We start from the raw sequence: 25923 nt of genomic DNA on the forward strand, positions 1-25923 counted from the left end.
GGGCGTGACCGGGCTGGTCGCCGATGTGGGCGGCACCAATACGCGGCTGGCGCTGGTGGGCGGCGACGGGCGGCCCGGCCCGGCCCGGTATTACCGCAACGACGATTTTCCGGGCTTCGGGGCGTTGCTGGCCGCCTGGCGCGATGATGCCGCGCCGCCGCCGCTGACCGGCGCCTGCATCGCGGTCGCCGGCCCGGTGACGACGCGCCGGGCGCGGCTGACCAATCGCGGCTGGCTGATCGACCGTGCCGCTGTCGCCGCCGCGCTGGGCCTGCAGGAGCCGGGCCGGCTGCGGCTGATCAACGATCTGGCGGCGCTGGGCCACGCGCTGGCGGCGCTGGACGCGGCCCAGGTCGAGGAACTTCGTCCCGGCCCCAGTCCCAGTCCCAGCCTCGGCGCATCGCCGGCCAATGACCAGATGTTGGTCGCAGGGCTGGGAACGGGGTTCAACATCTCTCTGGTCCAGCTGGGTATGGTGCCTCCCGTGGTCATCGAGGCCGAACTCGGCCACGCGTCCCTGCCATCGAGCATCTCGGCGATCCTGACCGCGGCGATCGGCGCGCGCGCGGCCGGGTTCGAGACCTACGAGGCGCTGTTCTCGGGCCCGGGTCTGGCGCGGCTCTGCGCCTGTCCGGAAGATGGCGCCGGGGCCGATGCGGCGGCGCTGATCTCTGCCTATGATCCGGCCCGCCGCGACCGGACCGCGCATTGCGTCGAACTGACGGCGCGATCGATGGCGGTGCTCGCGCGTGAACTGGTGTTCCTCTACCAACCCCATGCCGGGTTGCATTTCGCCGGCAGCGTGGCGCGCGGCCTGCTAGGATCGCCCGCCCGCGCGGTGTTCCTGGAGGCGCTGCGGGCGCCGGGCCCGTTCGGCGACCAGATCGCCGGGGTGCCGCTGCGGCTGATCACCGACGATGCCGCCGGGCTGACCGGCGCCGCGCAGGTGGTGCGGGCGCTGGCCCGGGATCAGTAATCGCGGCTGAAGAATACCCCGATACCGGTATCGCCGGCATTGTCCGCGGTTCCGCGCAGCGTCAGGTGGTCGGTCACGTCGAGGTTCAGCTGCAGTTCCGCCTCGCCCTTCGCATTGACCTCGACATCGGTATAGAGATTGTCGGTAAGGTAGCCGCCCAGGTCGAACAGCCCGGTGGCCAGCGTATCCGTCGCCTTGTTGCCCGCGCCGCTCAACGAGGCCGCCTGGGCGGCGATCTGCGCCAGTTTCAGCGGTGATATGTCGTTGATGTCGGTGCCAAAGATCAGCATCGCCAGCGCTTCTTCGGTGGGGCGGTCGGGCACCGATGTGACGACGATTTCCGGGGTCTCCATCGGGCCGGTGATCCTGATCGTGGCCTGGCCGTCATCGGTCGAGGTCGAGGCGGCGAAATCGATATAGGGTTCGAAATCGCCCTGCAGCGACACGCGGCCCTCGTCCAGCTCCAGCCGGCTTCCGAACAGGTCGAACGTGCCGCGGATCAGGCTGATCCGGCCCGAGGGCACCATCTGTTCGCTGGTGCCGCCAATATGGATTTCCCCGCCCAGTTCCGATTGCAGGCCGCGGCCGCTCACCTTGACGCGGTCCGGGGCCGACAGGGTGATATCGAGCCCGACCACGACGCCGCCGCCACCGCCGCTGTCGTCCTTGACCAGACCGGCGCGTTCGCGGGTGGCGTATTGCGCGCCGGTTTCGCTGACATGGCGGATCGGCGGGATCGGGGCCGCGCCGATTGAGCCGGACACGTTGTTGAGGTCGATATTGGTTTCGCCGAAATCGATGCGACCGGCGATCCGCGGGTTCGTCATCAGCGGGCCGGCGACCGACAGCTGCCCGTTGGCCACCGAGGTGAAGAGCACGTTGTCGGTCAGGCCCAGCTGGTTCAGCGCGATGGCGAGATTGCCCTCGAAGGGCGGGGCCAGCGCCACCGGGCCGGTGACCGTGAACCGCCCGCCCGCGCGCATGCTCCCGGACAGGTCCACATTGGCAGAACCATCGGCCAGCCCGATACTGGCGTTGATGTCGGTGACGCTCTGCCCGATATCGGGGATCACGAGGCTGGCGCCCGAGGTCGCAACGGTGCCGGCGATGTTCTCGACCGCGGGTTTGCCCTTCAGCGTGATGTCATAGGTGGCCGCGCCATCGACCGCGTTGGGGGTCATGAACTGGTTGGCGATCCCCAGCAGCAGCCGGCCACTGGCGGCGATGTCGGCCTCGCCGCTGGTCTCATTGAAACTGCCCGCGAGATCGGCGGTGATACCGGCCGGGCCGCGCGCGTCGCTGGCGATCTGCCAGACCCCCTTGTCACGCTTGCCGGTGCCCTTGGCGTGAACCGCGCCGCTGACCTGTGGCATGAACCGTTCGAGCGCCGCCAGTTCGGCATCGAAGATCACGGTGGCCTCACCTTCGGGGAAAAGCTCCGCGGTCAGTTCCGCGTAGGAGCTGCTCGGCCCGTCGAACCGGGCCAGCGCGCCCAATGTGCCGGTATCGGACAGATCGACATTGGCGGCCAGCCGGCCGCTGCCCTTGATCGGCGGCGCCAGCCGTTCGAGCCGGGCCAGCTCGGCATCGAGCGCAACCTGCGCGGCGCCGGTGGCCTCGGCATATTTGCCGATCACGTCGGCGCTGATCCCGGCGCTGCCGCCGGTCCCGCCGTCGATCTGCCAGATCCCGTCGCGCCGCCGGGCCGTGGCCTGCGCGGTGAGCGATCCTTCCAGCGGTTTCACCAGCCGCTCCAGCTGTTCCATCGCGGCACTCAGGGTCACCTTCGCATCGCCGCTGGCCGGCAGTTCGCCCGCGATCTCGGCCCGGCTGTCGTGCGGCCCGTCGAGATTGACCCGCCCCGAGATATCGCCCGCGCCCGTGCGGGCCGCCTGTCCGCGCAGCCGTGCGGAGCCGTCCATCGTCGGAACCAGCCGCTCCAGCCGCGCCAGCGTGGCGTCAAAGGTTGCTTCCGCGTCGCCGGTGGCCTCGTCGAACCCCGCATCAACCGTGGCCGCGATCCCCGCGCTGCCGCCGGTGGTGGCGGCGATGTCCCATGCCCCGTCGCGCCGCCTGGCGGTGCCGTCGGCGGACAGCGCCCCGGCCAGTTGCGGCACGAAAGTGTCCAGCGCGCTGACCAGCGTCGAGAAGGTCACATTCGCGGCGCCGTCCGGCTGGGCGTCGGCGTCGATGACCGCCGAAATGCCCTTGGGCGCATCGAGGCGCAGCTGCGCGGTCGCCACCCCGTCCGCGTCGCGCGCGGCGCGGCCGTTCAGCCGGGCCGCGCCCGGCAGGGCCGGAACCAGCCGTCCGAGATCGTCAAACCCGGCTTGCACCAGCATATCCGCCACCCCGGTGGCCTCGACCAGCGTTCCGGCAATCTGCGCGGTGATCCCGGCGCTGCCATCGGTCGCGCTGTCGATCTGCCAGCTGCCATCCTGCCGCTGCGCGGTGCCGCGCGAGGTGATCGTGCCCTCGATCTGCGGGACATAGGTTTCGATCCGGTTGACGGTTGCCGCATAGGTCAGTTCGACGCTGCCCTGCGGGTCGTAGCTGCCTTCGATATCGGCAAAGGACTCGTTCGGCGCGTCGAGGCGCAGCTTTCCCGACCAGGTGTCGCCATGCGCCAGGTCGCCCGACAGCGTGAGCGGGCCACTGGCCTGTGGCAGCACGCGGGCCAGGTCGTCCAGCGCCGCCGACAGGGTCAGGTCGGTGCCGCTGGTGCGCACCGCGCCCTCGGCCTGCGCATCCAGCGCCGGGGTCCGCAGCCCGAAATCCCTGATGGAGAGGCCGGTTTCGTCCCGCGCCGCGTCCAGGTGCAGCGTGCTCGCGCCTTCGATCAGCGGGTCGAGCATGTCGATCCCCGCGGCCAGGTCGGTCGCGTCCGCCTGCACCTTCACGTCGAACATGCCCGAGAGCGGTGCGCCGACACCGTCGACGCGGGCGGTGATGGCGCCGCCCAGATCCTGGCCGGCCAGCGCACCGAAACGCGACAGGTTGTCCGCCGTGGCCGAGGCGCTGCCGGTCATGTTGAACCCGCTGTCCAGCCCGTCGATCCGGCCATCCACCGTGGCGCGGTAATCGGCCCCCGCCAGGTCGATATCGGTGAGTTCGATCACCTTTTCCCGCAACAATCTGAAGCCGCCGGTCATGCCGACGGTATCGCCCACCGCCTGCGCCAGCGCGGTATCGGCAAAGCCGAGCCCGGTCAGCGTCGCGTCGAACGTGCCGTCCGCGGCGGTGTCGCGGTCCGGCCCGAGCGTACCGGTCGCGGTCAGCTCGGCCCGCTGCAGGCTCAGCGCGTCCTGTTCCAGCCCGTCCAGATCCAGGCTCAGATCCCAGCCATCATCCACCGAACGGTCGAGATCCAGCGCCAGTCGCGCGCCTTGCAGCGTGGTGCGGGTGCCCAGCGGCAGAACCACGGCATCGCCCGCGGGTGGGGTGATCCGCCCGTCGAGCTGCGCCTTGTCCAGCTTGCCCTGCGCGATGGTGACGGCACCGCTGAGCCTGAGCGCGTCGGCCGACACGTCCAGCGAACTGAGTTCCAGCCGTCCGTCAGGACCGCTGTGGCCGTCCAGTCCGAGGCTGGTCTCGGTGCCGAAGAACCCGCGCAGTTCCGGTGTCAGCAGCGGGGTGATGTCGCCCGCGATATCTGCGGCAAAGGCGATGCCGCCACCGCCGCCGGGCGTGTCCGCGCCCTGCAGCCGAATCTGCCCGCCAACCCGTTCGACACCGTCGCTGGCCAACCCGATATCGGCGGTGAAATCCGACACCGGCCCCTGGCCCTTGACCTCCATCCGCAGCGACGGGCGGTCGGGCACGCCCAGAAGCTCGGTCACCAGCCCGCCCTCGGCCTCGTTCAGCGCCAGGTCCACGGTGACCTGCCGGTTCTCGTTGTCGAACCGCGCGGTCAGGTTCAGGTCATCGCCCGCCTTGTCCAGCCGTGCCAGCGCCAGCGTCGAATCCAGCATCCCGTCGGCCAGCAGCAGCTTGCCGTCAAGCGACAGGTCCGCCGCGAGGCCGATCACCGGTTTACCCAGCGCGATGCGCGGCACCGCGAGCTGCCCGATCTCGACCGCGACAGGCAGCTCCGGCAGGCTGAACGGCTGCGCCTCGGGCACCGGCAGCGACGGGTCGGGTGGCGCCGGTTCCGGCAACCGCTCGAGCCTGATTTCACCCGCGCTCAGCGCGTTGACGGAAAACCGTCCGCGCAGCAGCGCCAGCCGGTTCCAGTCCAGCACCGCGTCGCTGACGCTCAGCCAGACGCCGCTGTCATCCGCGACCGTCAGCTTTTCGATCGTCGCCCGCGACGACAACGCGCCTTCCAGCCCGATGACCCGGATGCTGCTGTGTTCGTTCGACAGCAGGTCCTCGAGCATGCCGACCAGCAGCCCGCCGCTGGCCTCGTCCTCCCCGGTGTCGCCGTCCTGCTGGGCGGACAGGGGGGCGGACAGGCCGGTGACCAGCACCAGCGCGTATAGACGCATATGTTTCAAAATGCCTGCCCGATGCCGATATAGAATTGCAGCCCGTCATCGGTGTCGCCCGTAACCGGATAGCCCAGGTCGAACCGCAGCGGCCCGAACCCGCCCAGGTCATAGCGCACGCCCAGCCCGGCGCCCGAGTGATGGGCGGAATCCGCGGTGACGAACGCATTGCTGTCCACCGCGCCGAAATCGTAGAACCCGACCACCCACAGCTTGTCGGTGATCCGCCCGCGGGCCTCTGCCGAAGCGATCAGCATCGACCGCCCGCCGGTCACGTCGTTGTTGATGGGAATCCCGAGCGACTGATAGGGCTGGCCCCGCACCGTGCCCGCGCCGCCCGAATAAAACAGCAGGTCGGGCGAGATTTCCGACAGTTCGGCCCAGGCGGTCGATCCCACCAGCACCCGCCCGGCCAGGACCACGCGCCGCGACGCGCCCAGCCCGAAATAGCCGCGCCCGTCGACCACGGTTCGCAGGCCCGACGCCGAACCGCCAAACCCGGCAAACGGGGCGATGCGGCCGTCGAGATAGAAGCCGCGCGTGGGGTTGAGCCTGTTGTCCCGCTTGTCCCATTCGACCCGCAGGGGCAGGGCGATCAGGTTGAATTCGCGATCCGAACCAAAGGCGTCATCGGCCTTGGACACACCCGCCGTGATCGACAATTCGGCGAACAGGCGGTCTGAAAACACCCGCCGCACCCCCATGCCGATCAACGCCCGCCGGGCGCTGTAATGGGTTTCGTGCAGCTGTTCCAGGTCGGCGATGTAGAACATGCTGTCATCGGGGCCCAGCACCGCCGGGCGATCCAGCCGGAACGACAGCAGCCCGTCGACATCGTCCTCGCCGCCGATATTGCGGACCCGTGCCTCCAGCCGCAGCCGCTCGGCGGCGCCGAACAGGTTGCGGTGTATCCAGATTGCCGACACGTCAAGGCCCTGCCGCGACGAGATCTCGCCGCCCAGCGTGATCCGCCGGCGTGCCTCTTCCTCGAACGCGGCGCCGAAATCCAGCGTGCCATCGGGGTTGGCGATCTCGTCCTCGGCCAGCGATACCGATGCAAAGGCCCCCGACCGCCGTAGCCGCGTGCCGACCTTTTTCACCTTGTCCGGGTGATAGACCTCGCCCTCGGGCCAGCCGGCCATCGCGCGAATGGCGTCTTCGCGGACCCTTTCATTGCCGGAAACGCGCAGCCTGCCGAACCGAAGCTGCGGACCGGGCGCCAGCGTGATGTCGGCGTCGATGCGATTGGCGCGATGGTCCGCGGTAATCGCCTGGTTGGCGACCTCGACCTTGGGATGGCCCGCATAGCGCCAGCCTTTCACCCCGGCGGCCGTGGCGTCCTGGATGATGCCGGTATTGGCGGGCCGGGTGGGGGCGAAACTCTCGGGCATCTCGGTGCCGGGCGCCAGCGGGGCGACCCGTGCCCGGCCAAGGGTGAAGGACGGCCCGGGTCTGACCGTGATCGCGATGCGGTTGTATTTCGGCGGCAGGCTGATCGGCACGATGTCCGCGGCTTCCTGACCGTCGATGCGGATGTTGATCTCGGGGCTGAACCGGCCTTCGTCATAGAGGACCTGCACCAGCGTGCGGTAATCCGACCGCGCGGCGGCGAGAACCTCCTGGGCCGTTTCCAGCCCGCGTTCCTCGGCCGATATCGCCGAAGACGCCGCTGCGAGCCGTTTGCGCAGGTCGTCGGAGGCACCCGGCGCCGTCAGCGACGTTTCCAGCGCCAGCCCGGACATCGGCAATGCACAGAATGCGGCACCGGCCAGCCACGCAAAGCCACTCCTGCCCGGAATTCGATCGCTCCCCACAGTCGCGATTCCCCTGCCTCTAGGTCGTTTTCATGTGATTAGCACGACCCGCAGAGCGCGTTAAACGGAAAACTCCGCGCCCGCCGCATCGAGCGACCGGGCTGTGGTTTTAGGGTCCGGCTGGCCCAGATCCGCACGGCGGCGAAAGAGACAGGCGGCCGCGTTCAACTGCCCCTGTAAGTCGAATAGCCAAAGGGCGACAACAGCAGCGGCACATGGTAATGCACCGGTTCCGACATGCCGAACCGAACAGGGATGGTGCGCAGGAACCGCGGGGCTTCCGGCGGCACGCCCGAGATGTCCAGATAATCGCCCGCGTGGAATACCAGCTCGTATTCGCCGGTTTCGAACCCGGCTTCGGGCAGGATCTGTTCGTCGGTGCGGCCGTCGTGATTGGTGCGCAGCGTGCGCAGATGGGTGCGGGTCTCGCCGTCGATGCGGAACAGCTCGATCCGCAGCCCCTCGGCAGGGCAGCCTCGCGCTGTATCCAGAACATGGGTGGTCAGATAGCCGGTCATCGTCTCGCCTCCTTTTCCGGTGTCCAGATGTGCCGCAAGGCGGACCGATGTGCAATTTTCACATCCTAGCCGACCATCCGCGCCGCCAGTTCGATCATCCGCGCGGAAAAGCCCCATTCATTGTCATACCAGCCAAAGACGCGGGCCTGGGCCGGGCCGGTCATCATCAGTTCCGGCCCCGCGATCACCAGCGATTCCGGTCGCGTGCGCAGGTCCGACGACACCAGCGGCTCGTCGGTCCAGCCCAGCACCGGGCTGGCCTCCGCCGCGGCACGCAGCGCCGCCGGGAAATCGTCGGTCGGCCGGGTCAGTTGCACCACCAGATCCACCGCTGAAACGCTGGCGGTGGGTACCCGCACCGCGGCGCCACTGATCCGGCCGGCGAGCTGCGGCAGCACCGTGTCCACCAGGTGCGCCGCGCTGGTGGTGGTCGGAACCATCGACAGCGCGCCCGCCCGCGACCGGGCGTGGTCGCCGCGCGGCGCATCCACCATCGGCTGGCTGTTGGTGTAGCAATGGATCGTCGTCATATGCGCCCGCTCCAGGCCGGCGATTTCGTCGATCAGCCGGGCCAGCGGCGCCACTGCGTTGGTGGTGCACGAGGCATTCGACACAACCCGAGCCGATCCCAGCGCATCGTCATTCGCGCCCAGCACCACGGTGACCTTCGCCGCGGGCGACGGGCCGGAGATCAGCACCTTCTGCGCCCCGGCGGTCAGGCCGCGCCGGGCAACGTCAGTGGTGCGCGCGATACCGGTGCAGTCCATCAGCACGTCGACCCCGCGCAGGTCGATCTGCCCGAGATCCGGCGAATGGCTCAGGGCGATCGACCGGTTCGCCACCTCGAGCCTGCCGTCGCGCGCGGTTACTTCGCCGGAAAACGGGCCAAAGGTGCTGTCATAGCGGAACAGGTAGGCACAGGTCTCAGGTGCGGCGATGTCGTTGATCGCCGCCACCTCGATCCCATCATGTTCTGGCCTGCTCAGAAGCTGGCGCAGAACCGTGCGGCCGATGCGGCCGAATCCATTGATCGCGATACGCATGATCGCGGTATGACAGGCTCAGAAATCAACCTCAATGGGTGTGACGGAAGCGATCGCCGCTTGCTGCACCGTCCCGACCACCGCGGGACCTGAAGACCGACACCGGTGCCGTCGATCACCGCCCCGTTCGGAATGCTCGCGGTTGCATCGGTCAACCGGGGCGCGGCCGTCATGCGCGGGGCGGCCAGCAAGATGCCCCGTCCAGCGCCGGCATTGCCCGCTATCCGCGTCGAACGGCACCACGGAGGATTGATGATTGGTCAGCCCACGCGCGGCGTTGTCGGACCAGAAACTGCCTGATTTGAGCCTCAGAATCAGCCTGACTCAGTCGAACCCGGACATGACGCCACAAAGCGCATCCGCGTGGCCGATGGCTTCGCGCACCACCGAAAAACTCATCGCCTCGCAGCCTGCCATGGCCGCAAAGACCACCTCCACCGTGTCGAAAATCGCCCCGGTGCAGGTAAAATCCGCCACCACGCTTTCCGGTAGAATTCACATGCGAGCCCCGTTCCGGGCGCTGCCGCCCGTCTTCCTCTTGCCAGAAATATCCCCGCCGGAGGCACCGCGCCAAGGGCGCGGTTCACGGCGGTCCACAGTAAGCCCGCCCGCAGGTGATCGCAGGCCAGACCGCCGCGACCTTGCCGCCCCGCACGCCGACATACCAGTCATGTAGTTCGGCGATCGGGTCGAAATGGCCGCGTCCAGCCTGGCCTAACGGTCGGCCTAGAAATCGAGATGCTGCATCGCGCCCTGATAGGCTGGGGTGCCGTCACACCGTAGCCCGGGCGCCGCGCCGATGGCCTGCATGGGGTCCCGAACTAGCAGCGCATCTTGGCGTAATACTTGGCCCAGGTGTTCTGTGACAGCGTGCCGGGCACGATCTGGCAGCCGGTGGCCTGTGTCAGCGCCTGGATAGCCTGCGGGGTGCGACGGGCGACGGGTTTGCCATAGGGGTTCAGGTTGTTGTTGTCGCGGATCGCCGACCAGGTGGCCGGGCCGCCTTCGAATTCCGGCGGCGCTTCCTGCGTCACGGTCCAGGTCCGCCCCAGCACCACCACCTCGCGGGCGGGCATCTCGTTCGCGCCGAAGGCGGTGTCGAGGCTTTCGCAGGCGGGCAGGGCAAAGAGCAGCGGCAGGGTCATCAGCAGGCGTTTCATCGCCGGTCCTCCATCGGCGGGGCCGGGCGGCCCCCGTTCGCGCCGATGCTAGCGGATCGCGCCGCCGCTGCAAATGCGCCGTTCGCCTGCGGATGCGCGCTGTTGCGCATTCACGTCACAGCCGTCACCCGGGCGGGTGCGGCCGCAGGCGACCGTTCACGTCCTGGCAGGTCGCGGAACCGCGCGGGACCTGCCGCATCCTTCGCCAAATTTTGAAGATGGCCGGAGTTTTGCGGGATAAACGGTTGGAGCGCTGCCGCTGCCGGTGTATTCAGGGGGCGAGCCAGTCAGGATACTCCTCAGGAAACACCCATGAAGCGCCTTGTCGTTCCCGTTCTCATCGCCGCGCTTGCGGCCGGTATCGCGGCCACCGGTGTGGCGGCCAATCCGCTCAGCAAGACCCTGCGCAAGACCGGGCTCAGCCCCGAGGATTTCGATATTATGCGTCAGGCCGCATCCGTGCTCTACGTTCCGGCGCCGCAGCCCGGCAAATCGGTGACGTGGTCGAATGCGAAATCCGGGTCCCATGGCAGCGCGCAGCTTGACCGGGTCGACGGCCAATGCGTCGTCGTCGACCATCGGGTCCATCCCAAGGGGGCCGAAAAGGCGGAACAGCTCAAGACGCGGCTGTGCCAGTCCGGGGACGGTCGCTGGTTGCTGATGCCGTGACCGGGCGATGGCGAATGCTGCCATTCGCCACTTGCCGGGGGGCGGGCCCGGCGCTAGTTTGGCGCCCGTACCCGTGGGAGAATCGGACCGTTCGCGCAGTCCGGTGCCGAAGGAGCAACCGCCCCGGAAACTCTCAGGCCACACGGACCGCGGGTGCATCGGAAGGACTCTGGAGAGAGGCGTGCAGGGACGCGCCCGCCGAAGGGATAACGATCTCAGGCCAAAGGACAGAGGGGGCATCGCAGGCACGCCGGGATGGCGGGCCGTGGATGCCGGACGCCTCCCGTCATGGAACGCACCCGGCCCGGAACGACGAGGAGGCGACATGACGGATCTCAGGCGCACGCCGCTTTACGACCTGCACACCGAACTGGGGGCCAGGATGGTTCCCTTTGCCGGCTATGAAATGCCGGTGCAGTATCCGCTCGGGGTGATGAAGGAGCATCTGCATACCCGCGCGGCGGCCGGGCTGTTCGACGTGTCCCACATGGGGCAGGTGATCGTGCGCGCGTCCGGCTACGAGGCGGCCGCGCTGGCGATGGAGGCGCTGGTGCCTGCCAGCATCGCCGGGCTCGGCGAGATGCGCCAGCGCTACGGGTTCTTTACCAATAATGCCGGCGGGATCAGCGACGACCTGATGCTGGCCAACCGGGGCGACCACCTGTTCGTCGTGGTCAACGCCGCCTGCCGCGAGGCCGACATCGCCCATATGCGCGCCGGGCTGGCCGGGTGCGAGATCGACGAGATCACCGACCGCGCGCTGCTGGCGTTGCAGGGGCCGCAGGCCGAGGCGGTGCTGGAGGCGCTGGTGCCCGGCGCGGCGGCGATGCGGTTCATGGATGTCGCCATCCTCGGCAGCGACTGGGGCGAGCTGTGGCTGTCCCGGTCCGGATATACCGGCGAGGACGGCTATGAGATCTCGGTGCCCGACGCTCAGGCCGAGGCGCTGGCGCGCAGGCTGCTGGCCGACGACCGGGTCGAGGCGATCGGGCTGGGCGCGCGCGATTCGCTGCGGCTCGAAGGGGGGCTGTGCCTCTACGGCAACGACATCGACGCCACCACCACGCCCGTCGAGGCGGCGCTGGACTGGGCGATCCAGAAGATCCGCCGTCGCGGCGGCGTCCGCGAGGGCGGGTTTCCGGGCGCGGAGATCATTCTGGACCAGTTGGAAAACGGCACGGCGCGGCGTCGGGTCGGGCTGCGCCCCGATGGCCGTGCACCGATGCGCGAAGGCACGCCGCTGTTCGCGTCGGCCGCTGGCGGCGACCCGGTGGGGCAGGTGACATCCGGCGGTTTCGGCCCCAGCGTCGGGGGTCCGGTCGCGATGGGATATGTCGGCGCCGATCACGCCGCTCCCGGCACCGCGCTGTTCGGCGAGGTTCGCGGCAAGCGGCTGCCGGTCACGGTTTCGGAACTGCCCTTCGTGGCGGCGAATTTCAAACGATAGTCCAGAACAGGGATCAGGGACATGAAGTATACCGAAGAACATGAATGGTTGCTGGTGGAAGGCGACGTGGTGGTCGTGGGCATCACCGCCCATGCCGCCGAACAGCTGGGCGACGTCGTGTTTGTCGAACTGCCCGAGGCCGGCACCGAAGTGGCCAAGGATGACGAGATCGTGGTGATCGAGAGCGTCAAGGCCGCGTCGGACATCCTCGCACCGCTGGACGGCGAGATCGTCGAGGTGAACGCGGCGCTGGCCGACAATCCGGGGCTGGTCAACGAGGATCCCACCGGGGATGCCTGGTTCTTCAAGATGAAGCCGTCGGACCTGGCGCCGATGGAGGAATACATGGACGAAGCCGCCTATAACGACTTCATCTCCTGATTTTTCGGGCCTGATTTTCTGGTCCGGCGCCGGGACCGGCGCGGGCCTGTTTGAAACGGAAAAAATGGGACGGGCGCGGCGGGTTGCCGGCGCCCGGTCGTTGCAGTTGCGAGGATACGGGAATGAGCTTCAAGCCGATCGACTACCTGCCATATGATTTTGCCAACCGCCGCCATATCGGCCCGTCGCCGGCCGAGATGGACGACATGCTCAAGGTGGTGGGCGCCAACAGCCTCGACGCGCTGATCGACGAAACGGTGCCGCAAAGCATCCGGCTCGAACAGCCGCTGGATTTCGGCAAACCGAAATCGGAACGCGAGTTGCTGCACCACATGCGGGTGACGGCCTCGAAGAACGAGGTGCTGACCTCGCTGATCGGGCAGGGCTATCACGGCACGGTCACGCCGCCGGCAATCCAGCGGAACATCCTGGAAAACCCGGCCTGGTACACCGCCTATACGCCCTACCAGCCGGAAATCAGCCAGGGGCGGCTCGAGGCGCTGCTGAACTACCAGACCATGGTGTCCGATCTCACCGGGCTCGAGATCGCCAACGCCTCGCTGCTGGACGAGGCCACCGCCTGCGCCGAGGCGATGACGATGGCGCAGCGGATATCGAAATCGAAGGCGACGGCGTTTTTCGTCGACGAGAACTGCCACCCGCAGAACATCGCGGTGATCCGCACCCGTGCCGCGCCGCTGGGGATCGAGGTGATCGTCGGCGCGCCCGAGGCGCTGGAGGCCGGCCGCGTGTTCGGCGCGCTGTTCCAGTATCCCGGCACCTATGGCCATTTGCGCGATTTCACCGACGAGATCGCCGCGCTGCACGAGGCAAAGGCGATCGGCATCATCTCGGCCGACCCGCTGTCGCTGACCCTGCTCAGGGAACCGGGCGCGATGGGCGCCGACATCGCCGTGGGCAGCACCCAGCGATTCGGGGTGCCGCTGGGCTATGGCGGGCCGCATGCGGCCTATATGGCCACCCGGCAGCAATATGCCCGGTCGATGCCGGGGCGCATCGTCGGCGTGTCGGTGGACAGCCACGGCAACCGCGCCTACCGGCTGTCGCTGCAGACCCGCGAACAGCATATCCGCCGCGAGAAAGCGACCAGCAATGTCTGCACCGCGCAGGCGCTGCTGGCGGTTATGGCGTCCTTTTACGCCGTGTTCCACGGCCCCGAGGGCCTGCGCGCCATCGCGCAGCGTATCCACCGCAAGACCGTGCGGATGGCCAAGGGGCTGGAGGCGGCCGGGTTCCATGTCGAACCCGAGACCTATTTCGACACCATCACCGTCGATGTGGGGCTGTTGCAGCGCGGGGTGCTGCAGGCGGCCGTGCGCGAGGGGCTGAACCTGCGCCGCGTCGACGACAGCAAGGTGGGCATCACCCTGGATGAACGGACCCGCCCCGCCACCATCGAGGCGGTCTGGCGCGCCTTCGGGATCATCATGAAGGACGAGGATTTCCGCCCCGAATACCGCCTGCCCGAGGCGCTGGAGCGCCAGAGCGGCTATCTCGAACACCCGATCTTCCACATGAACCGGGCGGAAACCGAGATGATGCGCTACATGCGGCGGCTGGCCGACCGCGACCTGGCGCTGGACCGGGCGATGATCCCGCTGGGATCGTGCACGATGAAACTGAACTCGGCCGCCGAGATGATGCCGATCAGCTGGCGCGAGTTTTCGCAGCTGCACCCGTTCGTGCCCGCCGACCAGGCCGCGGGCTATGCCGAGATGATCGACGACCTGTCGGCCAAGCTGTGCGACATCACCGGCTATGCGGCGATCTCGATGCAGCCCAATTCCGGCGCGCAGGGCGAATATGCCGGGTTGCTGACCATCGCCGCCTGGCACCGCGCCAATGGCGAGGGCGGGCGCAACATCTGCCTGATCCCGATGAGCGCCCATGGCACCAACCCGGCCAGCGCCAACATGGTCGGCTGGAAGGTGGTGCCGGTGAAATCGGCCGAAAACGGTGATATCGATCTCGATGATTTCCGCGAGAAGGCCGCCAAGCACGCCGACAGCCTGGCCGGCTGCATGATTACCTATCCCTCGACCCATGGCGTGTTCGAGGAAACCGTGCGCGAGGTCTGCGAGATCACCCATGCCCATGGCGGGCAGGTCTATATCGACGGCGCCAACATGAACGCCATGGTCGGGCTGTCGCGGCCGGGCGACCTGGGCGGCGATGTGAGCCATCTCAACCTGCACAAGACCTTCTGCATCCCGCATGGCGGCGGCGGCCCCGGCATGGGGCCGATTGGGGTCAAGCCGCACCTGGTGCCGCACCTGCCCGGACATCCGGTGACCGGCGGCACCGAGGGGCCGGTTTCAGCGGCGCCCTACGGGTCTCCGTCGCTGTTGCCGATTTCCTGGGCCTATTGCCTGATGATGGGCGGCGAGGGCCTGACCCAGGCGACGCGGGTGGCGATCCTCAACGCCAATTACATCGCTGAGCGGCTGGAAGGGGCCTATGACGTGCTCTATCGCGGCGCGGGGGGCCGGGTGGCGCATGAATGCATCATCGACACGCGGCCCTTTGCCGAGAGCGCGGGTGTTACCGTCGACGACATCGCCAAGCGGCTGGTCGATTGCGGGTTCCATGCGCCGACCATGAGCTGGCCGGTGGCCGGAACGCTGATGATCGAGCCGACCGAGAGCGAGACCAAGGCCGAACTGGACCGGTTCTGCGACGCGATGCTGGCGATCCGCGACGAGATCCGCGACATCGAGCAAGGCCGCATCGACCGCGACAACAACCCGCTGAAGAACGCGCCGCACACGATGGAGGACCTGGTCAAGGACTGGGACCGGCCCTATTCGCGCGAGCAGGGCTGTTTCCCGCCGGGCGCGTTCCGGGTCGACAAATACTGGCCGCCGGTGAACCGGGTGGACAACGCCTGGGGCGACCGGCACCTGGTCTGCACCTGTCCGCCGATGGAGGATTACGCCGAGGCGGCGGAATAGCCGTTGGTGAAACGGAGGCGGGCCGGACGGCCCGCCGCTGGATATCTCGGCCCCGCCCTGGCGGGCCGGGCCTGCGGGTCGGGCGGGTGGCCGGTGTCGTCTTTCGCGACCTGACGTAACGGCAATTGGCCGGCTGCGGCGGCGGGGCTGCTGGACAGTGCCGCCCGCCGCGGGCCATGGTTCGCCGGACACCGGATCAAGGGAGAGGAACCACCGATGGACATGAGCTTTGCCATGCGCGAGCAGAACCGCGCGTTGCTGGACCGGGTGGCGGCGATGGTGCGTGACGAGATCGCGCCGCTGGATGACGAATATCATGCCGAGATCGCCAAGGGCGACCGCTGGACATTCACCGACCGGCAGAGCGAGATCCTCGAAGGGCTGAAGGTAAAGGCGAAGGCCGCCGGGCTGTGGAATTTCTGGCTCACCGACAGCGACAAGGGGTTCGGGCTGAGCACCGTCGAATACGCCTATTTCGCCGAAGAAATGGGGCGCACGCCGCTGGGGGCCGAGGTGTTCAACTGTTCCGCGCCCGATACCGGCAACATGGAGGTGTTCGAGCGCTACGGCACCGAGAAGATGAAGGCCGAGTGGCTGGCGCCGCTCCTGGAGGGCGAGATCCGGTCGGCCTATCTGATGACGGAGCCGAATGTCGCGTCGTCGGACGCCACCAATATCTCCATGTCCTGCGTGCGCGACGGCGGCGACTATGTGTTGAACGGCGAGAAATGGTTTGCCTCCGGTGCCGGCGATCCGCGCTGCAAGGTCTATATCGTGATGGTGAAGACCGCCGACGAGGAAAGGCCCAAGCACCAGCGCCAGTCGATGATCGTGGTGCCCGCCGGCCTGCCGGGGATCGAGATCCTGCGCCCGATGGAGGTCTATGGCGAGGATGATGCCCCGCATGGCCACATGCACATGCGGTTCACCGATGTGCGGGTGCCGGCGGAGAACATCCTGCTCGGCGAGGGCCGCGGGTTCGAGATCGCGCAGGGACGGCTCGGGCCGGGGCGCATCCACCACTGCATGCGCGCGATCGGTCAGGCCGAGGCGGCGCTGGAGCAGCTCTGCCGCCGGTCGCTGAACCGCGAGGCGTTCGGCAAGAAGCTGGCGCAACTGGGGGCCAATTACGACATCATCGCCGAGTGCCGGATGGAAATCGAGATGGCGCGGCTGCTGTGCCTGAAGGCGGCCTGGTACATGGACAAGGGCGACGCGCGTGCGGCGGCGCCGTGGATCTCGCAGATCAAGGTGGTGGCGCCGCGCATGGCGCTCAAGGTGATCGACGAGGCGGTGCAGATGCATGGCGGGCAGGGGATCACCCAGGACACGCCGCTTGCGCGCGCCTGGACCCATGTGCGCACGCTGCGGCTGGCCGACGGGCCCGACGCGGTGCACCGCCGCCAGGTCGCCCGCGCCGAGCTGAAGAAATACACCCAGGAAAAGGTGTAACCCGTTGACCGGGCCGGCGTTCTTCCGCCTCGGCCCGGACGGGCTGTTCACCGGCAATGATGCGGCCCGCGGGCCGTGGTCGCCGGATCACTGCCATGCCGGGCCGGTGGCCGGGCTGGCGGCGCGCGCCGCCGAGGCAGCGATCGGGCCGGACAAGATGCTGACCCGGCTGACGCTGGACATCCTGCGCCCGCTGCCGCTGGCCGGGCTGCGGGTCGAGGCCGAGGTGACGCGCCACAGCCGCACATTGGGCACCACGCGGATCGCGGTGCGGGATACGGATGGCACGCTGTGCATGGCAGGCAGTTCGATGCACCTGGTCCGCAAGGACATGGGGGCGTTGCCCACCGCGCCGGCCGAGCCGCCGGTCTTTCCCGGGCCTGGGTCGGGGCCGTTCCCGCTCGAGGTGCGCCGGCATGGTCTGCGATCCTTTGGTGACTGCATGGACGTGGCCTGGCCACCCGGTCAGCGGCCGGGGCCGGGGCCCAAGACCGTGTGGATGCGCGCGCCCGCGCTGCTGGAGGGCGAGGCCCAGACCCCGGTGCAGACGCTCTGCGCGCTGGCCGACAGCGGAAACGGCATTTCGTGGAACGCGCCGCTGACCGAGATCGGGTTCATGAACACCGATCTGACGTTGCAGGTGCATCGCGAACCGCGCGGCGACTGGCTGGCCTCGCAGGCGCTGTCGCACTGGCAGGGCAACGGGATCGGCATGTCGCAGGCGGTGCTGCATGACCGTAACGGACCGGTGGCGGTGGCGCTGCAGACGCTGGTGCTGCACCCGGTGGGGTGACGCGGCGGCTCAGCCCTGTGCGGCGAACGGATCGGCCGGATACCCCACCCGCGCCAGGTAGAGCCCTTGCGGCGGGCAGACCGGACCGCAGGCGGCGCGGTCGCGCGCGTCGAGCGCGGCCCTGACATCCCGGGGTGACCATGCCCCCGCGCCGACCCGTTCCAGCGTCCCGACGAAGCTGCGCACCTGGTTGTGCAGGAACGACCGGGCGCGGACGTGGAACCGGATCTCGGGGCCCGAGACGCCCTCGGCCTCTTCGACCCGCAATTCGTCCAGTGTCTTGACCGGGCTGGCGGACTGGCAGATCGAGGACCTGAAGGTGGTAAAATCATGCCGCCCAATCAGCAGGTCCGCCGCCGCCTGCATCGCGCCCGCATCGAGCCGGTGCGCGACCTGCCACACCCGGCCCCGGTCCAGTGTCGCGGGCGCGCGCCGCATCAGCAGGCGAAACAGGTATTGCCGTTCGATGGCCGAGAACCGCGCGTGCCAGTCCGCATCGACCGCCGCGGCGCCGACGATCGCGACCGGCGCGGGTTTCAGGTGGTGGTTCAGGGCGCTGGCGAGCCGGAACGGCTCCCAGTCTCTGGCCATGTCGCAATGGGCCACCTGTCCCAGCGCATGCACCCCCGCATCGGTGCGCCCGGCCGCGGCGATCCGGTGCGGGCCGGGCTCCAGCCGCGCCAGCGCGTCCTCGATCGCGCCCTGCACCGAGGGGTGGTCGCGCTGCAATTGCCAGCCGGCAAAGGGCGCGCCGTGATATTCGATTTTCAGCGCGTATCTGGGCATGACGGCTGCCTAGCGCGCGCGCCGGCCGGCGGCAAGCTCTGGCAACTGTGCGGGCGCGGGCCTATCTTGGGGCGCAGGGCAGCAGGAGCACGCACCGGTTTGGGAATTTCTACGATTGCAGACAGCCTGTTGCGCGGGGTCGAACGGGCGGGCGGGAAACTGGGTGAATCCCTGTTCGAACCGGTGATCCGGCTGGGCGTGACCGGGCTGGCGCGGTCGGGCAAGACGGTGTTCATCACCTCGCTGGTGGCCAACCTGATGGACCGGGGGCGGATGCCGGGTCTGGCCGCGCAGCAGGAAGGCCGGATCGAGGCGGCCTTCCTGCAGCCGCAGCCCGACGACACCGTGCCGCGATTCGAGTTCGAATCGCACCTGTCGGCGCTGACCGGTCCGGCACCGCACTGGCCCGACAGCACCCGCGCGGTGTCGGAACTGCGCCTGTCGCTGCGGGTGCGGCCGACCGGGTTGCTGGGCGGGCTGCAGGGGCCGCGCACGGTGCATCTGGATATCGTCGACTATCCGGGCGAATGGCTGCTCGATCTCGGGTTGCTGGACAAATCCTATGCCGACTGGTCGGCGGATGTGCTGGCGCGGATCGAACCGCGTCCGCAGGCGGCCGGGTTCCGCGCGCTGCTGGGCGACACCGATCCGCGGGCGCCGCTCGACGAGCCGCGGGCAGGCGCGCTGGCCGGTGCCTTTGCCGCCTATCTGCACGAGGCCCGCGCGGCCGGGTTCTACGACTGCACGCCGGGGCGGTTCCTGCTGCCGGGCGATCTGGAAGGGGCGCCGGCGCTGACCTTCGTGCCGCTGCCGCCCGATCCCGGCGCGCCGCGCGGGTCGCTCTGGCGCGAGATGCGGCGGCGGTTCGAAGCCTACAAGGCGCAGGTGGTCAAACCGTTCTTTCGCGACCATTTTGCCCGGATCGACCGGCAGGTGGTGCTGGTGGATGCGCTCGATGCCATCCACTCCGGCCCGCCCGCGGTCGAGGACATGCGCGCCGCGATGACGGAAATCCTGGGCGCGTTTCGGCCGGGCCGCAATGCGTTCCTGACCCGGCTGCTGACCGGGCGCCAGGTCGAGCGGATCCTCTTCGCCGCCACCAAGGCGGATCACCTGCATCACACCCAGCATGCACGCCTGACCGCGATCATGCAGGCGCTGACCCGGCAGGCGCGGGACCGGGCGCAGTTCGCCGGCGCGCAGACCGCGGCGCTTGCGATCGCGTCGCTGCGGGCGACCACCGAGGAAACCCGCCGCCATGACGGGCGCGACATCGCCTGCGTGCGCGGGCGGCTCGGGGACGGGCGCATCGCCGCCTTTCATCCCGGCGACCTGCCCGAAGACCCGGCGGCGATCCTCGGTCCGGCGCGGGACGGGGCGGCGGCGTGGCTCGATGCCGATTATGCGCGGATGCGGTTCGAGCCGGCGCAGCTGGCATTGAAGCCCGGCGACGGGCCGCCGCATATCCGGCTCGACCAGGCCGCGCAATTCCTGATCGGAGACAGGCTGTGAACCCAAATATCGACAAGACCGGCCCGGTGCTGATCGACCTGTCGGGCGAGGACACAGCGCCCGTCGACGTGGCCGGTGCGCCGCCGGTGCCGGATCTGGCCGAGCCCGGCCCGCAGGGTCAGGTCATGCAGGCGGCGGCGGCCGTCGCCGCGCGGCGGCCATCGCGGCTGCTGCGCTGGGCGCTGGGGCTGGGGGGCGCGCTGATCATCACCGCGATCTCGGTGGCGGCCTGGAACTTTGCCGCCGGACTGATCGCCCGCGCGCCGGTGCTGGGCTGGGCCGTGACCGGGCTGCTGGCGGCCTTTGTCGCCGTGCTGCTGGCCATCGCCCTGCGCGAGATCGCGGCGATTGGCCGGCTGTCGCGGATCGACGGGCTGCGCCGGTCGGCGGATGCCGCGCTGGCCGGGGGCGATCTCGGCGCCGCGCGGGCGGTGACCGCCCGGCTCGACGCGCTCTATCGCGGGCGCGAGGATACGCGCTGGGGGCGCGAGCGGCTGGCCGAGCGGGTCGACGAACAGCTCGATGCCCATGCCCTGCTGGCGCTGGCCGAGGCCGAGTTGCTGGTTCCGCTCGATGGCCGCGCCGCGGCCGAGGTCGAGGCCGCCGCGCGGCAGGTCGCCACGGTGACGGCGCTGGTTCCGCTGGCGCTGGCGGATGTCGCCGCCGCGCTGGCCGCCAATCTGCGGATGATCCGCCGGGTGGCGGAGATCTATGGCGGCCGCACCGGCACGCTGGGCAGCTGGCGGCTGATGCGCGCGGTGTTCGCGCACCTGGTGGCTACCGGCGCCGTGGCCGCCGCCGATGACCTGCTCGAACCGATCCTGGGCGGGTCGGTGCTGTCGAAACTGTCGCGCCGCTTTGGCGAGGGGCTGGTGAACGGCGCGCTGACCGCGCGGGTGGGGGTCGCCGCGATGGAGGTCTGCCGGCCGCTGGCGTTCACCGCGGATCGCCGCCCGTCGGTGCGCGGGATCGTCCGCCGCGCACTCACCGGGCTGGTGGCGCGGTCCCGCGACTGACCGCGGCGCGCAACCATGGCGGGTGTTCGGTTCACGCCTGACCTATGCTAATATTGACGTTAGGTAAACCTTTTGCTGCACATGATGGGCTCGAAACGGGCATGGAGGGAGAACCATGCAGGAAACGTCAGGGGTGGCCGCGCATTACGCCCGCGCGTCGCTGCTGGAGCGGATCGAACAGGGGCTGGAGGCCGTGGGTGCCCGGATACCGGTCAATCTCGACATGCTGGCGCCGGTGGACGAATTTCACATCGGCGGGCGACAGGCCACCGAGCGGTTTGTCGGCCAGCTCGGGCTTCACGCGGGGATGCGGGTGCTCGACCTCGGCTGCGGCCTGGGCGGCGCGGCCCGGCTGGTGGGCAAACTGACCGCCGCCCATGTCACCGGCATCGACCTGACCGGGGATTTCATCACCGCCGGGCGTGCGCTCAACGGCATGTGCGCACTGATCGACCGGGTCGACCTGGTGCAGGGCAGCGTGCTCGACCTGCCGTTCGGTCCCGACCGGTTCGATGCCGCCTACATGATGCATGTGGGCATGAATATCGCCGACAAGCCACGGCTGGCGGCCGAGGTGGCGCGGGTGCTGAAACCGGGCTGCGTCTTTGGCATCTATGATGTGATGCGCACGGGAACGGGTGATCTGACGCTGCCGGTCCCGTGGGCGACCGAGCCCGCGCAGAATGCGCTGGCAATGCCCACGGCCTATCGCGCCGCGCTCGACGCGGCGGGCTTCGTGCTCGAACAGGAAACCGATCGCGCCGATTTCGCGCTGGAGTTCTTCGAGCGGATGCAGGCGCGGCAGGCCCGCGCCGATGGCCCGCCGCCGCTGGGCCTGCATCTGGTGCTGGGCCCGCAGGCCCCCCAGAAGGTGGCGAACATGATCGCCAACCTGCAGGCCGGGCTGATCGCCCCGATCGAGATGATCGCACGCCTGCCGGGATGATCCCTGATCCATCGCAAGGACGGGGCGCCGTCTCCCTGCCAATCTGCCCGGACAGGTCATCCGGAGCGAGAGGGCAATGCAGGATCACGGGCACAGCAAGGCCGAGATCGCCGCGCGGATAGATACCGCGGGCGGGCGCGGGGTGCTGCGCGACGTGGTCTATGGCGGTATCGACGGGTCGGTCACCACCTTCGCCATCGTCGCCGGCGTGGCCGGGGCGGGCCTGTCCGAATTCGTGATCGTGGCGCTGGGGCTGGCCAACGTGCTGGCCGACGGGTTCTCGATGGCGGCGGGCAACTATTCCGGCACCAAGGCCGAACTGGACAACATCCGCCGCGTTCGCGCCATCGAACAGCGCCATATCGACCGCTATCCCGAAGGCGAGCGCAACGAGGTTCGCGAGATCCTGCGCCGCAAGGGGCTGCAGGGGCACCTGCTGGAGGAGATGACGCAGGTGGTGACCTCGGACCGCGAGACCTGGATCGAACTGATGCTCGAAGGCGAATACGGGCTGGGCGGGACGGACCCGCATCCGATGCGCGCGGCGCTGGCCACGTTCTGCGCTTTCCTGGTGGCGGGCATGATCCCGCTGCTGCCATTCCTGTTCGGTGTTCCGGCGGCGTTCACGGTTTCGGCCTGGATGACGGCGGCGGTGTTCTTTGCCATCGGCGCGCTGAAAAGCCGCTGGTCGCTGGCGCCATGGTGGCGGTCGGGCGCGGAAACCCTGCTGATCGGCGGAGCGGCGGCGGCATTGGCCTATGTGGTCGGAACCCTGTTCCACCCCTGATCGGGGCACTTTACCCCGCCCGCGCACGCGCCTATAACCCGCGCCATGAGCCGCATCCGCCGCATTGCGATCCGAATTACATCCCCGGCGCTCTGAGTTATCGAGCCGCCGGGCAAAGGTGTCCGAGTTTCCGCACCGCCAAGAAACAGCTCCGACAGACCCACACGACCATCCGAAGGACGCCCGAGATGTGCGCCGAGACACCCGACTACAAAGACACCCTGAACCTGCCGAAGACCGGCTTTCCGATGCGCGCGGGCCTGCCCAGGCGCGAACCCGACTGGCTGGCCCGCTGGGAACGGATCGGCATCTACGACCGACTGCGCGAAAAGGCGGCGCAGGCCGGTGGCGCGCGCCCGTCCTTCGTGCTGCATGACGGCCCGCCCTATGCCAACGGCCACCTGCATATCGGGCACGCGCTGAACAAGACGATCAAGGACATGATCGTGCGGTCGCACCAGATGATGGGCCACGATTCCCGCTATGTGCCGGGCTGGGACTGTCACGGCCTGCCGATCGAATGGAAGATCGAGGAACAATACCGCAGCAAGGGCCAGAACAAGGACGAGGTGGACGTGATCACCTTCCGGCAGGAATGCCGGAAATTCGCCGGCGAATGGGTCGATATCCAGCGCGAGGAATTCAAGCGCCTGGGCATCACCGGCAACTGGGACGATCCCTACCTGACCATGAATTTCCACGCCGAGCGGGTGATCGCCGAGGAGTTCCAGAAATTCCTGATGAACGGCACGCTCTACCAGGGGTCGAAACCGGTGATGTGGTCGCCGGTGGAACAGACCGCGCTGGCCGAGGCCGAGGTGGAGTATCACGACAAGGAAAGCTTTACCATCTGGGTGAAGTTCGCCGTTCTCGACCCGGTCGCAGGGACGGGCGAGGCGCTTGAAAACCGTGATCTGGTCGGCGCTCACGTCGTGATCTGGACCACCACCCCATGGACCATCCCGTCCAACAGGGGTGTCGTCTATGGTGCGGATTTCGACTATGGCCTCTACGAGGTCACCGGCACGCCGGAGGAGTCCTGGGCCAAGGTCGGCGACCGGTTCATCCTGGCCGACAAGCGCGCCGATGACGTGATGACCCGTGCCCGGCTCGAGAGCGGCATGTGGAAACGCCTGCGCGACGTAAGCGCCGAAGACCTGTCAGGCCTGACCCTGCAGCACCCGCTGGCCGGGGTCGAGGGTGGCGAGGGCGAATGGGACGCGCCGCGCGATTTCCGGCCCGCGCCCTTTGTCACCGACGAGGACGGCACCGGGTTCGTCCATTGTGCGCCCTCGCACGGGATGGACGAGTTCGAACTCTACCGGGATGCCGGGATGCTGGATGAGGTGATCACCTACAATGTCGATCCCGACGGCCGGTTCCGCGCCGACCTGCCGCTGTTCGGCGGCACCGCGATCCTGAAACCCAACGGCAAGGAAGGCAACGCGAACAAGGCGGTGATCGACAAGCTGGTCGAGGTCGGCGGCCTGCTCGCGCGTGGCAGGATCAAGCACAGCTATCCGCATAGCTGGCGGTCTAAGGCGCCGGTCATCTACCGCAACACGCCGCAATGGTTCGCCGCCATCGACCGCGCCGTCGGCGACGGGCAGGACGACCTGGGCACCACCATCCGGTCCCGTGCGCTCGCCGCGATCGACGAACAGGTGAAATGGACGCCCGTGTCCGGGCGCAACCGGCTCTACGCCATGATCGAGACCCGCCCCGACTGGGTGCTCAGCCGTCAGCGCGCCTGGGGTGTGCCGCTGACCTGTTTCACCCGCAAGGGCGCGCTGCCCACCGACGGTGATTTCCTGCTGCGCAATGCAGAGGTCAACGCCCGCATCCTCGAGGCGTTCGAGACCGAAGGCGCCGATGCCTGGTATGCCGAGGGCGCCCGCGAACGGTTCCTCGCGGGGATCGTGAACCCCGACGACTACGACCAGGTGTTCGATATTCTCGACGTGTGGTTCGACAGCGGGTCGACCCATGCCTTTGTCCTGCGCGACCGCGCCGACGGAACCGCGGACGGGATCGCGGATGTCTATATGGAAGGCACCGACCAGCACCGGGGCTGGTTCCATTCCTCGCTGCTGCAATCCTGCGGCACCAACGGCCGCGCGCCCTATCGCAACGTGGTCACGCACGGGTTCACGCTGGACGAGAAGGGCAACAAGATGTCCAAGTCGCTCGGCAACACCATCCTGCCCGAACAGGTCATCAAGCAATATGGCGCCGACATCCTGCGCCTGTGGGTGGCGCAGACCGACTACACCGCCGACCAGCGGCTCGGAGCCGAGATCCTCAAGGGCGTGGCCGACAGCTATCGCCGCCTGCGCAACACGATGCGGTTCATGCTGGGGGCGCTGGACGATTTCACCGAGGCCGACCGGGTCGATCCGGCCGACATGCCGGAACTGGAACGCTGGGTGCTGCACCGGCTGGCCGAACTGGATCACAAGGTGCGCACCGGCTATCGCGCGTTCGATTTCCAGGGCGTGTTCTCGGCCGTGTTCAACTTTGCCACCGTCGAACTCAGCGCGTTCTATTTCGACATCCGCAAGGACGCGCTCTATTGCGACGGCGACAGCCCGCGCCGGCGCGCCGCGCGCACCGTCATGGATCTGCTGTTTCACCGGCTGACCGCATGGCTGGCGCCGATCCTGGTGTTCACCACCGAGGAGGTCTGGCTCGAACGGTTCCCGGGCGACGACAGTTCGATCCACCTGCAGGACATGCCGCCGGTGCAGGGCGACTGGCTGGACGAACCGCTGGCGGCGAAATGGGCCGCCATCCGCCGGGTCCGCCGGGTGGTCACCGCCGCGCTCGAGGTGCAGCGCCGCGACAAGGTGATCGGCGCGTCGCTCGAAGCGGCCCCGGTCGTGCATGTGCGCGACGCCGAGGTGCTGGAGGCGCTGAAATCGGTGCCCTTCGACGATATCTGCATCACCTCGGACGTGCTCCTGACCCGCGACCCGATGCCGGCCGAAGCCTTCCGCCTGCCCGAGATCGAAGGGGTCGGCGTGGTGTTCGAAAAGGCCCGCGGCGAGAAATGCCAGCGCTGCTGGAAGATCCTGCCCGATGTCGGCCGCCATGCCCATCCGGGCATCTGCGGACGCTGCAACGAGGCGCTGGGCTGACCCGCAATATCCGGGTTGCCCGCGCCC

19 protein-coding genes and 1 riboswitch are annotated in these 25923 nt (G+C 68.6%); of the genes, 12 read left to right on the forward strand and 7 right to left on the reverse strand.

What is annotated here, in order from left to right; all coding sequences use genetic code 11:
* The first annotated feature begins 4 nt into the window (after nt 1-4).
* Entirely contained in the window at nt 5-976 is a 972-nt protein-coding gene (locus C6Y53_RS15620; protein ID WP_211299405.1) for a glucokinase, read from the forward strand.
* Here C6Y53_RS15620 and C6Y53_RS15625 read toward each other — a convergent pair.
* From C6Y53_RS15625 to C6Y53_RS15645, 6 genes are all read right to left on the reverse strand, one after another.
* Entirely contained in the window at nt 970-5463 is a 4494-nt protein-coding gene (locus C6Y53_RS15625; protein ID WP_106473286.1) for a translocation/assembly module TamB domain-containing protein, read from the reverse strand. The genes C6Y53_RS15620 and C6Y53_RS15625 overlap by 7 nt on opposite strands.
* A gap of 5 nt (nt 5464-5468) precedes the next feature.
* Nucleotides 5469-7205, reverse strand: coding sequence for an autotransporter assembly complex protein TamA (locus C6Y53_RS15630; RefSeq protein ID WP_106473287.1), 1737 nt, complete (start codon nt 7203-7205; stop codon nt 5469-5471).
* Nucleotides 7206-7441: 236 nt separating this feature from the next.
* Complete coding sequence (gene uraH / locus C6Y53_RS15635) at nt 7442-7795, reverse strand: hydroxyisourate hydrolase (protein ID WP_106473288.1); 354 nt, start codon at nt 7793-7795, stop codon at nt 7442-7444.
* Between the two features lie 65 nt (nt 7796-7860).
* On the reverse strand, nt 7861-8838 hold the full coding sequence (locus C6Y53_RS15640; protein WP_106473289.1) for a type I glyceraldehyde-3-phosphate dehydrogenase: 978 nt from the start codon (nt 8836-8838) through the stop codon (nt 7861-7863).
* Between the two features lie 324 nt (nt 8839-9162).
* Complete coding sequence (locus tag C6Y53_RS21060) at nt 9163-9315, reverse strand: hypothetical protein (RefSeq protein WP_211299406.1); 153 nt, start codon at nt 9313-9315, stop codon at nt 9163-9165.
* Between the two features lie 344 nt (nt 9316-9659).
* A complete protein-coding gene (locus C6Y53_RS15645; protein WP_106473290.1) occupies nt 9660-9998 on the reverse strand; it encodes a hypothetical protein in 339 nt (112 codons plus the stop codon).
* A gap of 312 nt (nt 9999-10310) precedes the next feature.
* Here C6Y53_RS15645 and C6Y53_RS15650 point away from each other — a divergent pair, with 312 nt between their 5' ends.
* From C6Y53_RS15650 to C6Y53_RS15675, 6 genes are all read left to right on the forward strand, one after another.
* Complete coding sequence (locus tag C6Y53_RS15650) at nt 10311-10667, forward strand: hypothetical protein (RefSeq protein WP_106473291.1); 357 nt, start codon at nt 10311-10313, stop codon at nt 10665-10667.
* 64 nt (nt 10668-10731) lie between these two features.
* Nucleotides 10732-10827: riboswitch (glycine riboswitch) on the forward strand.
* 165 nt (nt 10828-10992) lie between these two features.
* Nucleotides 10993-12114, forward strand: a complete 1122-nt coding sequence (gcvT, locus tag C6Y53_RS15655) for a glycine cleavage system aminomethyltransferase GcvT (RefSeq protein WP_106473292.1) — start codon at nt 10993-10995, stop codon at nt 12112-12114.
* Nucleotides 12115-12135: 21 nt separating this feature from the next.
* The gene (gene gcvH, locus C6Y53_RS15660) at nt 12136-12495 is read left to right on the forward strand and encodes a glycine cleavage system protein GcvH (RefSeq protein ID WP_106473293.1); all 360 of its coding nucleotides are present in this window, start codon (nt 12136-12138) and stop codon (nt 12493-12495) included.
* Between the two features lie 122 nt (nt 12496-12617).
* On the forward strand, nt 12618-15467 hold the full coding sequence (gene gcvP / locus C6Y53_RS15665) for an aminomethyl-transferring glycine dehydrogenase (protein ID WP_106473294.1): 2850 nt from the start codon (nt 12618-12620) through the stop codon (nt 15465-15467).
* 216 nt (nt 15468-15683) lie between these two features.
* Complete coding sequence (locus C6Y53_RS15670) at nt 15684-16919, forward strand: acyl-CoA dehydrogenase family protein (protein ID WP_106473295.1); 1236 nt, start codon at nt 15684-15686, stop codon at nt 16917-16919.
* 4 nt (nt 16920-16923) lie between these two features.
* Entirely contained in the window at nt 16924-17712 is a 789-nt protein-coding gene (locus C6Y53_RS15675) for a thioesterase family protein (protein WP_106473296.1), read from the forward strand.
* A 9-nt stretch (nt 17713-17721) separates the two neighbouring features.
* Here C6Y53_RS15675 and truA read toward each other — a convergent pair whose 3' ends face one another.
* Nucleotides 17722-18498: a tRNA pseudouridine(38-40) synthase TruA gene (truA, locus tag C6Y53_RS15680; protein ID WP_106473297.1), complete on the reverse strand. Its 777-nt coding sequence runs from the start codon at nt 18496-18498 to the stop codon at nt 17722-17724.
* A gap of 99 nt (nt 18499-18597) precedes the next feature.
* On the opposite strand from truA, the gene C6Y53_RS15685 reads away from it, so the two are divergent.
* The 5 genes from C6Y53_RS15685 (at nt 18598) to ileS (ending at nt 25896) form a co-directional block, all read left to right on the forward strand.
* Entirely contained in the window at nt 18598-20010 is a 1413-nt protein-coding gene (locus C6Y53_RS15685) for a YcjX family GTP-binding protein (protein WP_106473298.1), read from the forward strand.
* Nucleotides 20007-21026, forward strand: a complete 1020-nt coding sequence (locus C6Y53_RS15690; protein ID WP_244614854.1) for a YcjF family protein — start codon at nt 20007-20009, stop codon at nt 21024-21026. Before C6Y53_RS15685 ends, C6Y53_RS15690 begins: the two co-directional genes overlap by 4 nt.
* A 115-nt stretch (nt 21027-21141) precedes the next feature.
* Complete coding sequence (locus C6Y53_RS15695) at nt 21142-21972, forward strand: class I SAM-dependent methyltransferase (RefSeq protein ID WP_106473299.1); 831 nt, start codon at nt 21142-21144, stop codon at nt 21970-21972.
* Nucleotides 21973-22048: 76 nt separating this feature from the next.
* A complete protein-coding gene (locus tag C6Y53_RS15700; RefSeq protein WP_106473300.1) occupies nt 22049-22759 on the forward strand; it encodes a VIT1/CCC1 transporter family protein in 711 nt (236 codons plus the stop codon).
* Between the two features lie 188 nt (nt 22760-22947).
* The gene (gene ileS / locus C6Y53_RS15705) at nt 22948-25896 is read left to right on the forward strand and encodes an isoleucine--tRNA ligase (protein ID WP_106473301.1); all 2949 of its coding nucleotides are present in this window, start codon (nt 22948-22950) and stop codon (nt 25894-25896) included.
* Nucleotides 25897-25923 lie beyond the last annotated feature (27 nt).

Source organism: Pukyongiella litopenaei, assembly GCF_003008555.2.
Taxonomy (GTDB): Bacteria; Pseudomonadota; Alphaproteobacteria; order Rhodobacterales; family Rhodobacteraceae; genus Pukyongiella; species Pukyongiella litopenaei.